Origin of the sequence: Herminiimonas contaminans, from assembly GCF_015645465.1 — a bacterium.
In the GTDB taxonomy this organism is placed as follows: Bacteria; Pseudomonadota; Gammaproteobacteria; order Burkholderiales; family Burkholderiaceae_D; genus Oxalicibacterium; species Oxalicibacterium contaminans.
In genome coordinates this window covers 80,816-92,464 of the sequence record NZ_JADOEL010000006.1, presented here as the reverse complement: position 1 = coordinate 92,464, position 11,649 = coordinate 80,816, and the positions used below count along the sequence as shown (strand labels likewise).

General features: G+C 53.5%; 15 protein-coding genes. 12 read left to right on the top strand and 3 right to left on the bottom strand.

Translation table 11 applies throughout. The annotated features are described in order from the left end of the window. Positions 1 to 31: 31 nt before the first annotated feature. Complete coding sequence (locus IXC47_RS09650) at positions 32 to 622, bottom strand: outer membrane beta-barrel protein (RefSeq protein ID WP_195875494.1); 591 nt, start codon at positions 620 to 622, stop codon at positions 32 to 34. Between the two features lie 235 nt (positions 623 to 857). Here IXC47_RS09650 and IXC47_RS09645 point away from each other — a divergent pair, with 235 nt between their 5' ends. Then, a complete protein-coding gene (locus IXC47_RS09645; RefSeq protein WP_195875493.1) occupies positions 858 to 1,082 on the top strand; it encodes a glycine zipper 2TM domain-containing protein in 225 nt (74 codons plus the stop codon). Between the two features lie 33 nt (positions 1,083 to 1,115). Then, positions 1,116 to 1,310, top strand: a complete 195-nt coding sequence (locus IXC47_RS09640; protein ID WP_195875492.1) for a hypothetical protein — start codon at positions 1,116 to 1,118, stop codon at positions 1,308 to 1,310. A gap of 133 nt (positions 1,311 to 1,443) precedes the next feature. Here IXC47_RS09640 and IXC47_RS09635 read toward each other — a convergent pair whose 3' ends face one another. After that, a complete protein-coding gene (locus tag IXC47_RS09635; RefSeq protein WP_195875491.1) occupies positions 1,444 to 2,187 on the bottom strand; it encodes a GntR family transcriptional regulator in 744 nt (247 codons plus the stop codon). 214 nt (positions 2,188 to 2,401) lie between these two features. On the opposite strand from IXC47_RS09635, the gene IXC47_RS09630 reads away from it, so the two are divergent. The 8 genes from IXC47_RS09630 (at position 2,402) to IXC47_RS09595 (ending at position 8,961) form a co-directional block, all read left to right on the top strand. Next, positions 2,402 to 3,139 (top strand): sulfite exporter TauE/SafE family protein, encoded by a 738-nt coding sequence (locus IXC47_RS09630; RefSeq protein ID WP_195875490.1) that lies wholly within the window; start codon positions 2,402 to 2,404, stop codon positions 3,137 to 3,139. 89 nt (positions 3,140 to 3,228) lie between these two features. Further along, positions 3,229 to 4,242, top strand: a complete 1,014-nt coding sequence (locus IXC47_RS09625; protein WP_195875489.1) for an ABC transporter substrate-binding protein — start codon at positions 3,229 to 3,231, stop codon at positions 4,240 to 4,242. Between the two features lie 29 nt (positions 4,243 to 4,271). Next, a complete protein-coding gene (locus IXC47_RS09620) occupies positions 4,272 to 4,988 on the top strand; it encodes a succinate dehydrogenase/fumarate reductase iron-sulfur subunit (protein WP_195875488.1) in 717 nt (238 codons plus the stop codon). Continuing rightward, positions 4,985 to 5,332: a succinate dehydrogenase gene (locus IXC47_RS09615; protein WP_195875487.1), complete on the top strand. Its 348-nt coding sequence runs from the start codon at positions 4,985 to 4,987 to the stop codon at positions 5,330 to 5,332. The genes IXC47_RS09620 and IXC47_RS09615 overlap by 4 nt, the downstream gene beginning before the upstream one ends. Then, positions 5,329 to 5,685, top strand: a complete 357-nt coding sequence (sdhC, locus tag IXC47_RS09610; RefSeq protein ID WP_195875486.1) for a succinate dehydrogenase, cytochrome b556 subunit — start codon at positions 5,329 to 5,331, stop codon at positions 5,683 to 5,685. The genes IXC47_RS09615 and sdhC overlap by 4 nt, the downstream gene beginning before the upstream one ends. A gap of 20 nt (positions 5,686 to 5,705) precedes the next feature. After that, complete coding sequence (locus IXC47_RS09605) at positions 5,706 to 6,581, top strand: fumarate hydratase (protein WP_195875485.1); 876 nt, start codon at positions 5,706 to 5,708, stop codon at positions 6,579 to 6,581. Between the two features lie 2 nt (positions 6,582 to 6,583). Next, positions 6,584 to 7,198, top strand: coding sequence for a fumarate hydratase C-terminal domain-containing protein (locus tag IXC47_RS09600; protein ID WP_195875484.1), 615 nt, complete (start codon positions 6,584 to 6,586; stop codon positions 7,196 to 7,198). Next, a complete protein-coding gene (locus IXC47_RS09595; RefSeq protein WP_195875483.1) occupies positions 7,195 to 8,961 on the top strand; it encodes an L-aspartate oxidase in 1,767 nt (588 codons plus the stop codon). The genes IXC47_RS09600 and IXC47_RS09595 overlap by 4 nt, the downstream gene beginning before the upstream one ends. Before the next feature lie 23 nt (positions 8,962 to 8,984). Here the strand turns inward: IXC47_RS09595 and IXC47_RS09590 are convergent, their stop codons facing one another. Then, a complete protein-coding gene (locus IXC47_RS09590) occupies positions 8,985 to 9,731 on the bottom strand; it encodes a GntR family transcriptional regulator (protein ID WP_195875482.1) in 747 nt (248 codons plus the stop codon). Between the two features lie 224 nt (positions 9,732 to 9,955). Here IXC47_RS09590 and IXC47_RS09585 point away from each other — a divergent pair, with 224 nt between their 5' ends. Together IXC47_RS09585 and IXC47_RS09580 are read left to right on the top strand one after the other, a co-directional pair. Further along, positions 9,956 to 10,237 (top strand): UxaA family hydrolase, encoded by a 282-nt coding sequence (locus IXC47_RS09585; protein ID WP_195875481.1) that lies wholly within the window; start codon positions 9,956 to 9,958, stop codon positions 10,235 to 10,237. A gap of 120 nt (positions 10,238 to 10,357) precedes the next feature. Then, entirely contained in the window at positions 10,358 to 11,527 is a 1,170-nt protein-coding gene (locus IXC47_RS09580) for a UxaA family hydrolase (RefSeq protein WP_195875480.1), read from the top strand. The last annotated feature ends 122 nt before the right edge of the window (positions 11,528 to 11,649 follow it).

Below are 11,649 nucleotides of genomic sequence, written 5' to 3'. Positions count from 1 at the left end.
GCAAGCTGGCTTTTTCTTTTGGTATGACGCGTCAGAAATGGTAATGCAAGCCGACCGAATACATGCGCGCTTTCAGGTTCGCCCCTTCCCCTTTGAGGACTTTGCCGAAATCCTCATATTCCGCCACCATCGCCCAGTTCTTGGTGAACTTATACTCAGCGCCGACGCCAATCAAAGGCTTTGTTCGGGTTTCCGAACCCCATGCACGCCATGCAACACCGTCTTCCACCCAGTTGTCCATTAACTTGACCCGATTACGCGACACTCCCAGCTTCCCGAACAACGAAAATTGTTGATTGACCGGCAAACTGCCGATGACTGCAACGTATAGCGACTTTATTTTGCTTTGCAGAGTCCCCTTTACACCGTCATCCTCATAAGAACCTCTAGCTTTCCCCATATCGACATAACCACCCTGTACGCCGAAGTATTGGTTGAATTCATACCCGCCATAAAATTTATAAGCAGTCGCGCTGTCCTTACCGGAAGAACCATCCTCATAGATATTCAGCTTCTGCTGCGCGCGGCCACCATTGAAACCAACATACGCACCTTCCGCCTGCGCCGTAAATGGCAAGATAAACGCAGCTCCCAGCACTGCCATCCCCAATTTCTTATTCATTGTCTGCCGTCCCTATAAAAGTTATACGAGCGTCAGATACTAGTTGCCGGTCAAAGGAGGAAACATAGGACGGTTCTGGATCGCATTTATTACCAGGAAGCTCTCCAAATCATTGCCCGACAATAATTGTTACAGTTTTCTTAAGATTTACGTGTGTTATCGCACCGATAGCGAGGAATCTTTCGCTTAAGATGGGAGTCAGTCTTAAGTGACCATCTTAATTTAAGGATAAGCTATGAAGACCGTACAGAAACTCGCATTAAGCGCTGTCGCTACCGTCGTCCTGCTCGGTGCAGCCGGTTGTGAAAATATGTCTCAGCGCGACAAGAGCATGGCCATCGGCGCAGGTGCCGGTGCTGTTGGTGGTGCAGTCCTGACCGGCGGTAGTGCCTTGGGTACAGTAGGCGGCGCTGCAGTTGGTGGTGTTATCGGTAATGAAGTCGGCAAGAACAAAAAGTAAGCAGGCTTAATCACCCACTCTATGGAGGCATGAATGATTCAATACAAAAACATGGCAATGACCATATTGGCGACCGGAATAATGGCTTTGTCCTTATCTGCTTGCCATAAGGAAGGGCCGGCAGAAAAAGCGGGCAAGGAAATGGATAAGACCATGGATAAAGCTGGCCAGCAAATTGAAAAAGCCGGTGAAAAAATAGAGAATGCGGCGAAGGATGCCCAGAAATAATACACGCTAAAGCGTGGCCGCCATTACAGCCACACTTTCCGCTGACGAACGTTGTACCTGACGGTATGGCGTTCGTTTTTTATTGTCAGATGACCATATCTCTATCAATCAACACCATCGCTCTGACCTCAGCTCATGAGTAAAGTGCTGCATGGGCCATGTATTCATGGTTTTCCGTATTGATATGCGAGACCCGCCATTCGACCGGCTGCTCATCATACGAGTACGCAACCCGGTGCACCTCCAGCAGCGGCGCCCCTACTTTTAAACCCAGCAGGCGGGCATAGCGCGCATCGGCGCTGACTGCACGCAGGCGTTCCTCGGTACGGATGATACTGATGCCGAAGCGCAGCTGGTACAAGTTGTACAAGGTGTTCGGACGATTACGCAACACCTCCTCCGTCAATCCGACAAAGAGCAGGTCCGGCACCATAATGTCGTCAACAATTACCGGGGTACCCTGCAGACTCAACACATTCGTAAACTCAAAGACTTTGGTGCCAGGCTGTTTCAGCTTTTGCGCAACCAGCGGGCTGGCCTTCTTCTTTGCAAATGCGATCAGTTCAAGCTGGGGATAATGTTTGGTACCGTCATGATGCACGACATTGAAGAAGCGAAACATTTGCTGTTCGCGATTGTGCATCGAAACGAAGGTCCCCCTGCCCTGATGGCGTATCAGGATATTTTCGGCAACCAGTTCGTCGATCGCCTTGCGCAACGTACCGATCGATACGGAAAACATTTCACATAATTTTTTTTCGGCCGGGATGGCTGCGCCTGGCTTCCACTCGCCGCCGGCAAGCGCCCGCAGCACGCGACGCTTGACCTCTTTGTAGAGCGTCGTTCCTACGACTGTAGAGTGGTCAAATTCCATCATGATTTTTTAGTCCTCCCGACATTAAACCGAAGCCGGATTGTTGCATCGCACACAGAGCCTGTCTTTGCCTGCAATCGATAATAGCACTCGATACGGCAAATTGATACATGTCATATAGTTGACATTGATGATTATGCGGCCTACAGTCGCAATCAACTCCAACCATACGCACAGGTGACGGCTTGATTGATATCCGCATTTGCATGCACGCGCGATGACATTGCAATTCGCCATCGTTCTGTTCGGCGCAATGTTGGCAGCGATCGTCTCAGGCAGCAGTGGCTTCGCTTTCGCATTGATCGCGTCGGCTGTCTGGATGCACGTGCTGGCACCGAGCGAGGTTGTACCGCTGGTGGTTGCCTGCTCACTGCTGGTCAATCTGGTGATGGCATGGCAGCTGCGCGGTTCGATCCGGTTTGGCTTGTTGTGGCCTTTCCTGGCTGGTGCGATGGTCGGTGTGCCGATTGGTGTCGCCGCATTACACAGCCTGGATGGAAAGATGGTGCGGCAAGGCGTAGGACTGCTACTTATCCTGTACAGCAGCTATATGCTTTTCCAACCGAAGATGCCTGTACTGCGACTGGCATCAGTAAGCGGCAAGATCGCCGATGGCGCAGTTGGCATGCTGGGCGGTTTCATGGGCGGCGCAACCAGTCTGAACGGTGTGTTTCCGACCTTGTGGTGCGGTTTGCGTGGCTGGAGCAAGTCGGAACAGCGTGGTGTTTTCCAGCCGTACATTCTGATCGTGCACGCAACAACGCTGGCCTGGATGGGAGGCGCTGGTGAACTAAGCCGGGAGACCGGCCTGAATATTTTGCTGTGTGTACCCGCCTTGCTGATAGGTAGCTGGCTGGGGCTGCGTTTGTTTCATCACGTCAGCGAAAACGGATTCCGGAAGTTGATGCTCGGTTTGTTTTTCTTGTCCGGATTGGCATTGGTACTTAGTCGATGAAAGGGTAGTTCTGCAGTTACGCGATAGTCCATTAAAAGGAAATTTAACGATTCGGTTTTGTTTCAAATAATCAAAAACGAGGAGACATCATGAAATTTCGCACATCCGGTTTACGAGCGCTAATTGGTTCATTTTTTTTAATTGGGGCGGTCGCCAATGTATCTGCAGAGGTTAACAAAATTGGGATCGCACAGCAGTATGGCATCAGCTACCTGCCTTTAATGATCATGGAAGAGAACAAGTTGCTGGAGAAGGAAGCAAAGGAAGCGGGCCTAGGCGATATCAAAGTGCAGTGGGCCAAATTTGCCGGCGGCAACGTCATGAATGATGCGCTGCTGTCAGGCGACCTGCAGTTCGCTTCCGGCGGCCTGGGACCATTCATCACGCTGTGGGCCAAAACCAAGGACAACATTGGCGTCAAAGCAGTGGCCGCGATGAACTCGATGCCGCTATTCCTGAATACCCGCAATCCGGATATCAAGACGCTGAAAGATTTCAGTAGCAAAGACAAAATCGCATTGCCAGCAGTCAAGGTATCAATCCAGGCCATCACGTTGCAAATGGCAGCAGAGAAAGCGTTCGGCCCCGGCAAGGAAAACCAGCTGGATAAATTCACCGTTACCCAATCACACCCTGATGGCATGGCCGCCCTATTGTCCGGCAGTAGCGAAATCAATAGTCATTTCACTTCACCACCATTCCAATACATAGAACTGGATAAGCCAGGCATCCATACCGTCGTCAATTCATATGAAGTGACCGGAGGACCGCATACTTTTAACGTAGTGTGGGCGAGCCAGAAATTTGTCGACGCCAATCCCAAGACCTACGCAGCCTTCCTGAAAGCATTCGATTCGTCGATTGCCATCATCAACAAGGATAAGAAAGCAGCAGCCGAGTTTTATATACGCGTGAGCAAATCAAAAGAAAGTGTGGAATCGATCGAGAAAATGCTCAACGATCCGGACATCGAATTCACCACCACACCGAAAAACACCATGAAGTACGCGGATTTCATGAACCGCATCGGCATGGTTAAGACCAAACCGATTTCATGGAAGGAAATGTTCTTCCCCAATATGCACGCCTTACCTGGTAGCTGATACATCCCTTTCATACACATGGAACTCAGATGACAAATAGTCTTAAGGTCAAGGTCTGGCGCGGCAAACAGGATGGTGCTTTTGTCAGCTATGAAGTACCACGGCGCGAGAGCCAGACCGTGCTGGATGTGGTGACCTATATCCAGCGCCATCTCGACAGCACATTGAGTTATCGCTTTTCCTGCCGCGTCGGGATGTGTGGTTCGTGTGCGATGACGGTCAATGGCGTCGCACGCTGGACTTGCCGTACACATGTGTCCAAAGTCGTCAGCAATGGCGAACTGGAAATCGCGCCCTTATCCAATCTGCCGGTGGTGAAGGACCTGGCCACCGATATGAGCGAGTTTTTCGATAAATGGGCACGTGGCAAAGGGCAGTTCAAGGGTGCCCGTACTCGTCACGAGGATTTTGCCAGCGTAGACCCGGCCTCCAAGGCACGCCAGGCGGCCAGCGCCGGTATTGAATGCATCGGGTGTGGCGTCTGCTATGCCTCATGCGACGTCGTGACATGGCGACCGGCGTTTCTCGGTCCCGCTGCGTTGAATCGGGCCTGGACCCTGGCCAACGATGTGCGTGACACCAATCAGCACGAACGATTGCAGGCAGTAGCCGGTGATGCCGGTTGCCATGCCTGCCATACACAAGGCTCATGCACCCAGCGCTGTCCGAAGCAAATCGCGCCTACTGCCGGCATCTCGGGCCTGAAGCTACTAGCAGCACGTGCGGCATTGCGAGGCAAACTATGAACCAGATCGTAACCCAGCAAGCACGTGCCTGGTACGTGCAACGCATCAGCGCAATGGTATTGGCACTGTGCGTATTGGTTCACATCGGCATCATCATGTATGCAGTGCGTGGCGGGTTGAGCGGTAGCGAAATCCTTGAACGTACACGCGGCAGCCTGGCGTTCGCTTTGTTTTACGGCGTCTTTGTACTGGCTTGTGCGGCCCATGTGCCTGTGGGACTGGCCAATATTGCGCAGGAGTGGCTGGGCTGGCATCCGCACACTGCGCGACTACTGTCGCTACTGGCAGCGCTACTGATCCTGGCGATGGGATGGGGCGCGGTATATGGAGTAACCCAGCCATGAAACGCAGCAATGACTACCGCGCCAGATCACATCCGGCTTATTGGGCCTTCCTGGTACATCGTTTGTCTGGCCTGGTACTGGCCTTGTTCCTGCCCTTGCACTTCCTGGCACTGAGCCAGTCATTGCGGGGCGAAGCATCGCTCAATGACTTTATCCGCTTTGCAGACCAGCCGCTGTTCAAGTTCGGCGAATGGTGCCTGGTCGTACTGCTATCCCTCCATATGATGGGTGGCGTACGGCTGCTGCTCATCGAGTTTCGCGACTGGAGTGGCACCCGCAACAACTGGATCGCTGCTGCACTAGGTGTTGGTATGGCGACCGGCCTCGCATTTGCACTTGCCCTGATGAATTAATACAGACAGGAATCGACATCGTGAAAATCGATCTGAAAGTAGTTGAAGAAACGGCCAAGGAGCTATACATCCGCGCCCTCAAAATCCTGCCGCCTGACATCAAGAGCGGTTTAACGGAACTGGTCAGGCAAGAATCCACGTCGAGCGCAAAGAATATCCTGGAGACCATGGTCACCAATATCAGGGTAGCTGAAGCACAGGAGAATTTGCTGTGTCAGGATACCGGCGTTCCCATTTATAAAGTCAGTATAGGAAGCGGCGTTGAAGTCGATGGTTATGCATTAAAGCAAGCCATTCGTACCGGTTGCGAACGCGCCACGCGGGAACACCCGTTGCGCTCATCCGTCGTCCATCCGCTTACCCGCAAGAACGAGCATACATCCTGCGGCATCGAGATCCCGGCGATCAGCATCGACTTTTCCGCCACGCCGGATGTAATGACAATACTCATGATCCCGAAGGGAAGCGGCTCCGAGAATAACTCCTTCCTGAAGATGGCGATTCCGGCAGAAGGTATCGATGCCATCAAAAAATTTACCGTTGATTGTGTGTTGGCTGCCGGTGGCAAAACCTGCCCGCCGACGATAGTCGGCGTCGGTATAGGCGGCACCTCCGAATTGTGTGTGGCGCTGGCTAAACGCGCATCGACTCGCGCACTCGGTACCCACTGCGCAGATCCGGCCGGTGCTGAACTGGAACAACAGCTATCTGCTGCCATCAATAAGCTCGGCGTCGGACCGCAAGGCTTGGGTGGCGATGCCACTGCCTTTGCCGTGCACATCGAACTGGCAGCCACCCACATCACGATGAATCCGGTAGCAGTCAATATGCAGTGTCATTCCGCGCGACGGGCGACGGCAACCTTCACGCCTGATGGCGTGGCCTTCGGATTTTGATCATGGCCCACTACGAACTCAGCACTCCTGTCAGCGAAGCACAGATCCGGCAGCTACGCATCAACGACACCGTGACCTTGCAACAGACCTTGTTTGGCATCCGCGATGCCACGCAGATACACATGTTTGATCGCGGCCGCACGACCCGCTTTGACCTCAACGGCCACGCTGTCATACACACCGCGCCAAACGTGAAGAAAGTTGTACCAAGCGATGCCTATCCGGCAGGCTATCAGCCTATCTGCATCGGGACCACCACTTCGGATCGCATGGAACGCTTCACTCGCCCGCTGATGACGAAGAATGGTGTACGCATCATCATCGGCAAGGGCGGCATGCGCGAAGACTCACTCGCTGCGTTCCGCGAATTAGGCGGCGTGTATCTTGCGATCGTCGGCGGTACCGCAGCACTCGAGACGACCTGGATCAAGCAGATAGAAGACGTCGATCTGGATGACCTGAATCCGGAATCCTTATGGAAATTCCGCATCGCCAACTTCGGCCCCTTGCTGGTAGCAATGGATAGTCACGGTGGCAGCCTGTACAACGAAGTCAATAAGGATATATCGGCGCGACGCGCCGACGTATTAGCCAGCCTAGGAGTGAAAAGCATATGAGCAATAGCGCGCATAGCGGTACCAATACGGCCGCGCGTGTCAGGCGCGTAGTCACCGACATCCTGGTACTGGGTTCGGGTGGTGCCGGCCTATTCGCAGCTTTACATGCGCATCAGGCCAATCCGTCGCTCTCCATCACTGTCGCAGTGAAAGGCTTGCTCGGCAAATCGGGCTGTACCCGTATGGTGCAAGGCGGCTATAACGTCGCACTGGCTGAAGGTGACTCGATAGAACGCCACTTCATGGACACTATAGAAGGTGGCAAATGGTTGTCCGATCAGGACTTGGCTTGGACGCTCGTCACCAAAGCCATCGAACGCATCCATGAACTGGAAAATGAACTCGGTTGCTTTTTTGATCGCAACCCGGACGGCACTGTGCATCAAAAGGCATTCGCCGGACAAACCTTTGATCGCACTGTACATAAAGGTGACCTGACCGGCATTGAAATCATGAACCGCCTGGCGGAACAGATCTGGAATCGTGGTATTGCGCGCCTTGAAGAACATCGCGCAGTGGAGTTGATCAAAACGAGCGATGGCAAATCGTTGGCTGGCGTCCTGATGATAGATATGCGTTGCGGCGAGTTTGTATTTGTCCAGGCCAAAGCGGTGTTGCTGGCGACCGGCGGCGGCCCGACCATGTACAAGTTCCACACGCCATCCGGCGAGAAAAGCTGTGATGGTTTGGCGATGGCTTTGCGTGCTGGCTTGCCATTGCGCGATATGGAGATGGTGCAGTTTCATCCAACCGGCTTGCTAGCCGGGCCGGACACCCGCATGACGGGTACCGTGATTGAAGAAGGCTTACGCGGTGCGGGAGGACACTTGCTGAACGGATTGAATGAGCGCTTTATGCATCACTACGATCCACGCAATGAACGGGCCACCCGCGATATCGTATCGCGCTCAATTTACTCGGAGATGCGCGCAGGGCGTACTACACCTAACGGCGGTGTCTACATCAGCATGGCGCACCTCGGGCCAGATAAAGTACGCGTACAGTTCAAAGGCATGGTCGAACGTTGTGCCGATTGCGGCTTTGACCTGGCTGGTGGCCTGGTGGAAGTCGTACCCACCGCACATTACATGATGGGCGGCGTAGTATTCCGGCCTGATTGCACCACTGCCCTGCACGGCTTGTTTGCAGCGGGTGAAGATACAGGTGGTGTGCATGGTGCCAATCGCCTCGGCGGCAATGGCGTTGCGAATTCCACGGTGTTCGGCGGCATCGCCGGCGAATCGATGGCAGCGTGGCTGGTCGATAACCAGGACTTGCGTGAGCCGGATATGAATGCGATCGAGCAAAGCATCAGCGCACATCGCGTGCCATTCGGTAATCCGGTTGGTAATTTACAGGCGTTACGTGAAGCCTTGTATGAATGCATGTGGGAAGACGTCGGTATCTTGCGCACTGCAGAAGGCTTGCAGCGCGGGATTGCCAAACTGACTGAGCTGGAACGCGAACTGGCAAGCATAGGCGTCGCTGATGATGACCCTGCCTTCAATATGACCTGGCATGACTGGCTGAACCTGCGTAGCCTGTTGGCCGTCAGCCGTGCAATTGCGACTGCTGCGCTGGCACGCGAAGACTCGCGCGGCGCCCATTTCCGGGAAGATGCCCCGCATACCAGTGCATTAGCGACCTCTGCTTATACAGTGGTGAAACAGGATGGTGATGCATTGACGGTATCCACGCAAGCGGTCAATTTTGTGCGGGTCAAACCCGGGGAGACCTTATTGGTCGAAGCTGAAACCGCCTGATGGACGTCATTAAGTAGCTGGCGCTATTGTGCCGTCGGCACTGCATATTCGTGCTTGTCGGTGTTGACGTAGGAAATGCGCCATTCGACCGGCCGGTCGTCATAAGAGAATGCCACGCGGCGCACTTCCAGTATCGGCGCTCCCGGCTTGATACCCAGCAGCTCGGCATACCTGGGAAGGGCGGTTCCGGCACGCAGACGTTCTTCGATCCGAATAATGCTGATGCCAAAATCGGTTTGATACAGGTTGTACAGCGTATTCGGGCGATTCCGTATCTGTGCTTCAGTGAGGCTGGTAAACAACGGCTCCGGCAACACGATATCGTCAACGATCACCGGCTGCTCTTCCAGATACAGCAGATTGGTAAACGCGATTGCCTTGTCACTCGCCGCCAAACGCAATTTTTCCGCTGCCACTTTATCGACACGTCGCTTCGAATATGAAATCAGCGATAGCTGCGGATACGTTTTATTCCCGGCGTGATCGGTGAAATTAAAAAAGCGAAACATCTGTTGCGCACGATTGTGTTGTGCAACATAAGTGCCACGTCCCTGATGCCGGATCAGGATGTTTTCGGCTACCAATTCGTCGATAGCCTTGCGCAAAGTACCGATCGAGACGGAAAACATCTCACACAGTTTCTTTTCTGCCGGTATCGCCGAACCTGGCTTCCACTCACCGGCCGCCAAGGCGCGCAAAACCTGGCGCTGCACCTCTTTATAGAGGGTGGTGCCGACGACTGGCATGGGGGGATTTGCTTTGATATTCATAGTCCGCAACTATAAACCATAACGCTTCTTCTACGCTCCCCTTCCGCTTTCATTACGCAGGTGCAGCAATGTCATCCTTAGCATTTTCACGGCACCAAAAATAAATATAAGTGATATAGGTCATATAGTTGACTTGATCGAAAAGTAGTCATAGTATCGACGCATTCGTTCACAGGCCAACGGGCGCCTTGCGAATATGCAAACCCATTTAAAGGAGCGACAAAATGATTCATGTTGTTTTGCACGACGCCAAGGACACCGTTGCAGTTGCGGTCGTTGAAGGCATTAAGGCCGGCACCGAATTAACCGCGTGGATCATGGACGATGACCGCACCGTCAATATCAAGGCACTCCAGGACATCCCGATGGGACACAAGATCGCGATGAAACCGATGGCCGTAGGTGACACCGTCTTCAAGTACGGCGTCGACATCGGCAAGGTGGTGGCCGCCGTCAAAGCCGGCGAACATGCCCATGTCCACAACATCAAAACCAAACGCTGGTAGCACTGATACAGGAATGCACGGCATGCTGCTTCCGGCTCAGGCCACACCATTCCTGCACCAGTCGGCATGACCCAGGTTCCATCAAAAATTAACTATCTCAACTGAGTTCCAGAGGCCCACATGATCACTAAAGACAGCACCTTCCTTGGCTATCGCCGTGAAAACGGTCGCGTCGGCGTGCGCAATCACGTCATCATCCTGCCACTCGATGACTTATCGAATGCGGCGTGCGAAGCCGTCGCCAACAACATCAAAGGGACCCTGGCGATCCCGCATCCATATGGCCGCCTGCAATTCGGTGCCGATCTGGATTTGCACTTCCGCACATTGATCGGTACCGGCTCTAACCCTAACGTCGCCGCAGTCGTCGTGATCGGGATTGAAGACAGCTGGACCAAGAAGATCGTTGATGGCATTGCTGCCACCGGCAAACCGGTAGTCGGCTTTGGTATTGAAGGTCACGGCGATCATGAAACCATCATGAATGCATCAAAGAAGGCGCGTGAATTCATGCAATGGGCATCCGAAAAACAGCGCGAGGTATGCAACATCAAGGAACTATGGGTATCAACCAAATGCGGCGAAAGCGATACGACCTCCGGCTGCGGTGCCAATCCGACGGTCGGTGCGGCATTCGACAAGCTACACGCATTGGGTTCGACGCTGGTGTTCGGTGAAACCTCTGAGATTACCGGTGGCGAAAGCATCCTGTCCGCACGCTGTGCCAACGATGAAGTGCGTAAACAGTTCATGTTCATGTTCGATCGCTATCAAGACATGATCAATCGCCACAAGACATCCGACCTGTCCGATTCGCAGCCGACCAAAGGCAACATCGCCGGTGGCCTCACCACCATCGAAGAAAAAGCGATGGGCAATATTCAAAAAATCGGCAAAAAATGTACGGTCGACGGTGTGATCGACAAGGCCGAAATGCCTAGCCATCCCGGCCTCTGGTTTATGGATTCATCCTCCGCTGCCGCCGAGATGGTGACCTTGTGCGCGGCGTCCGGCTTTGTTGTGCACTTCTTCCCGACCGGCCAGGGAAATGTAATCGGCAATCCAATCCTGCCGGTCATCAAGATCTGCGCCAATCCACGTACCGTACGCCTGATGCAGGAGCATATTGATCTCGACTGTTCCGGCTTGCTGCAGCGCGAGTTGACGCTGGAGCAGACCGGTGACAAATTGCTGGAGATGATGCTTACGACTGCAAACGGTCGCCTCACCGATGCCGAAGTGCTCGGCCATCGTGAATTCGTCCTGACGCGTTTGTACGAAAGCGCTTGATCCATCCAACGACCCGCTCAATCGCGGGTCGTTCCGTCTTGACGAAAAGGAGAGTCGTTTCCAAAGGAGAGCAACGGAGCAGTCGCAAAGACGCCCATAACAATCAGGCCATAAAAGCCACC

Excerpts from the sequence above, each read along its gene's own strand:
- IXC47_RS09635 (WP_195875491.1), bottom strand. The coding sequence starts at position 2,187 with ATGATGGAATTTGACCACTCTACAGTCGTAGGAACGACGCTCTACAAA.
- IXC47_RS09620 (WP_195875488.1), top strand. The coding sequence starts at position 4,272 with ATGACAAATAGTCTTAAGGTCAAGGTCTGGCGCGGCAAACAGGATGGT.
- IXC47_RS09595 (WP_195875483.1), top strand. The coding sequence starts at position 7,195 with ATGAGCAATAGCGCGCATAGCGGTACCAATACGGCCGCGCGTGTCAGG.
- IXC47_RS09645 (WP_195875493.1), top strand. The coding sequence starts at position 858 with ATGAAGACCGTACAGAAACTCGCATTAAGCGCTGTCGCTACCGTCGTC.
- IXC47_RS09600 (WP_195875484.1), top strand. The coding sequence starts at position 6,584 with ATGGCCCACTACGAACTCAGCACTCCTGTCAGCGAAGCACAGATCCGG.
- IXC47_RS09615 (WP_195875487.1), top strand. The coding sequence starts at position 4,985 with ATGAACCAGATCGTAACCCAGCAAGCACGTGCCTGGTACGTGCAACGC.
- IXC47_RS09590 (WP_195875482.1), bottom strand. The coding sequence starts at position 9,731 with ATGAATATCAAAGCAAATCCCCCCATGCCAGTCGTCGGCACCACCCTC.
- IXC47_RS09580 (WP_195875480.1), top strand. The coding sequence starts at position 10,358 with ATGATCACTAAAGACAGCACCTTCCTTGGCTATCGCCGTGAAAACGGT.
- IXC47_RS09625 (WP_195875489.1), top strand. The coding sequence starts at position 3,229 with ATGAAATTTCGCACATCCGGTTTACGAGCGCTAATTGGTTCATTTTTT.
- IXC47_RS09585 (WP_195875481.1), top strand. The coding sequence starts at position 9,956 with ATGATTCATGTTGTTTTGCACGACGCCAAGGACACCGTTGCAGTTGCG.
- sdhC (WP_195875486.1), top strand. The coding sequence starts at position 5,329 with ATGAAACGCAGCAATGACTACCGCGCCAGATCACATCCGGCTTATTGG.
- IXC47_RS09650 (WP_195875494.1), bottom strand. The coding sequence starts at position 622 with ATGAATAAGAAATTGGGGATGGCAGTGCTGGGAGCTGCGTTTATCTTG.
- IXC47_RS09630 (WP_195875490.1), top strand. The coding sequence starts at position 2,402 with ATGACATTGCAATTCGCCATCGTTCTGTTCGGCGCAATGTTGGCAGCG.
- IXC47_RS09640 (WP_195875492.1), top strand. The coding sequence starts at position 1,116 with ATGATTCAATACAAAAACATGGCAATGACCATATTGGCGACCGGAATA.